Raw genomic sequence first — 2000 nt, forward strand, 5'->3', positions numbered from 1 at the left:
ATACCAAGAGTGACAACAAACCAATTGAAAAACCGTTGTTACATCTCAGCTTTGCTGCAGAAGAAGCAGACGCAGCCGCTTTCGGCCAGGCAATGGCGCAGGGTTCAGCCATCGGTCAGGGCATGAATCTGGCAAAAGAGCTGGGCAATCTGCCTGGAAATATCTGCACGCCGACCTACTTAGCTGATCAGGCAGTGAAAATCGGACAACAGTTCGATTCCGTCAAAACGACTATTTTGGAAGAATCAGACATGGAAGAACTGGGCATGGGCTCTTTTCTCTCCGTTTCACGCGGCAGTCGTCAGCCTGCCAAACTGATCACGATGGAATATAACGGTGCCGGTGGTAGTGCACGGCCTGTTGTTCTGGTTGGTAAAGGTCTTACATTCGATGCGGGCGGTATCTCATTGAAGCCATCACAAGGCATGGATGAGATGAAATATGATATGTGTGGTTCTGCCAGCGTGCTCGGTACCATACAAACCATTGCTGAACTCGGTTTGCCTATCAATGTTGTGGGTGTCGTTCCCAGTTCTGAAAACATGCCTGATGGCGATGCCAACAAACCCGGTGACGTCGTTACCAGCATGGCAGGCAAAACTATCGAAATTCTCAATACCGACGCAGAAGGTCGCTTGATCCTTTGTGATGCGCTGACTTACAGCGAGCGTTTCAATCCTGAAATCGTTATTGATATTGCCACATTGACAGGTGCCGTTATCGTGGCGCTGGGTAGTGTGACTACTGGCGTGATGGCTAATGATCAACAACTGGCGGATGATTTAATCAAAGCAGGCAACGACAGTTTTGACCGTGGCTGGCAATTACCTATCTGGGATGATTATCAAAAACAATTGGACAGCAACTTTGCCGACATCGCCAATGTGGGTGGTAAAGAGGCTGGCAGCGTCACGGCCGCCTGTTTCCTGTCCCGCTTTACTGAAAAATTTACCTGGGCGCATCTGGATATAGCCGGTACCGCGTGGAACAGCGGTAAAGCAAAAGGGGCAACAGGCAGACCGGTGCCGTTACTGGTGCAATACCTTCTCAATCGCATTGAAAATAATAGCTAAGATGACACGAGTCAGTTTTTATATATTGAAATCGACTCAGTTTGATGAACGGCAGGCGTTTGCCTGCCGTTTAGCTGAAAAAGCCTATAATCAGGGTCATCAGGTCTATATTCATACCGATAACATCGAACAAAGTCTTGCTCTGGATGAGGCACTGTGGGCGCTTCGCCCCGATAGTTTTGTTCCACACGAAATGATTAACAGTGACACCGACAATCAAAGCCCGGTGTTAATTGGTCACACCGAAACCACCCCGCCTCGGTTGATGGATGTCATGATCAACCTTACCGAACAACAGCCTCTATTTTTCAGCCAGTTTCAACGTGTCGCAGAAGTGATTGATGACAATGCCGATGTGAAACAAGCTGGTCGTCAACGTTTTCAATTTTATAAAGAACGAGGCTACGAACTCGACACCTTCCACGTCTGAACCCAGACAAATAAGTCCATCGCAAAACTAATTTGCCTTTGCACTGAACAGGATGAGTCACAGCAGGTATAATGCCCTGCTTGTTTTGACGACTTTGACCTGAAAAAAGAACACCATGGAAAAAACATACAGCCCAGACGCGATAGAGCAACGTTGGTACCAGAAATGGGAACAGGATGGTGAATTTAAACCCTCCGGTGAAGGCTCGCCATACTGCATTATGCTGCCACCACCCAATGTCACCGGTAGCCTCCATATGGGCCATGGTTTCAACAACACCATCATGGACACCCTCACCCGTTATCACCGTATGAAGGGTGAAAACACTTTGTGGCAGCCAGGCACAGACCACGCAGGTATCGCCACCCAGATGGTGGTAGAACGTCAGGTCAATGGTGAAGGTAAAACACGGCATGAATTGGGCCGTGAAGACTTCACCAAACGCATCTGGAAATGGAAAGAAGAATCCGGCGGTAATATCACCCGTCAGTTACGAC

Annotated in this window: 3 protein-coding genes; all 3 read left to right on the forward strand. The window is 48.5% G+C overall.

What is annotated here, in order from left to right; translation table 11 throughout:
• Positions 1-1073 (forward strand): leucyl aminopeptidase (locus tag ACTG33_RS17080; protein ID WP_439136467.1); only part of this gene is annotated, 1073 nt, incomplete at its 5' end.
• Between the two features lies 1 nt (position 1074).
• Positions 1075-1503: a DNA polymerase III subunit chi gene (locus tag ACTG33_RS17085; protein WP_439136469.1), complete on the forward strand. Its 429-nt coding sequence runs from the start codon at positions 1075-1077 to the stop codon at positions 1501-1503.
• Positions 1504-1618: 115 nt separating this feature from the next.
• Positions 1619-2000: class I tRNA ligase family protein (locus tag ACTG33_RS17090; RefSeq protein WP_439136471.1), on the forward strand; the 382-nt coding region annotated here is incomplete at its 3' end.

Source organism: Pseudomaricurvus sp. (genome assembly GCF_965662505.1).
Taxonomy (GTDB): Bacteria; Pseudomonadota; Gammaproteobacteria; order Pseudomonadales; family Cellvibrionaceae; genus Pseudomaricurvus.

Coding starts and splice junctions, on each gene's coding strand:
- ACTG33_RS17085 (WP_439136469.1), top strand. CDS start 1,075: ATGACACGAGTCAGTTTTTATATATTGAAATCGACTCAGTTTGATGAA.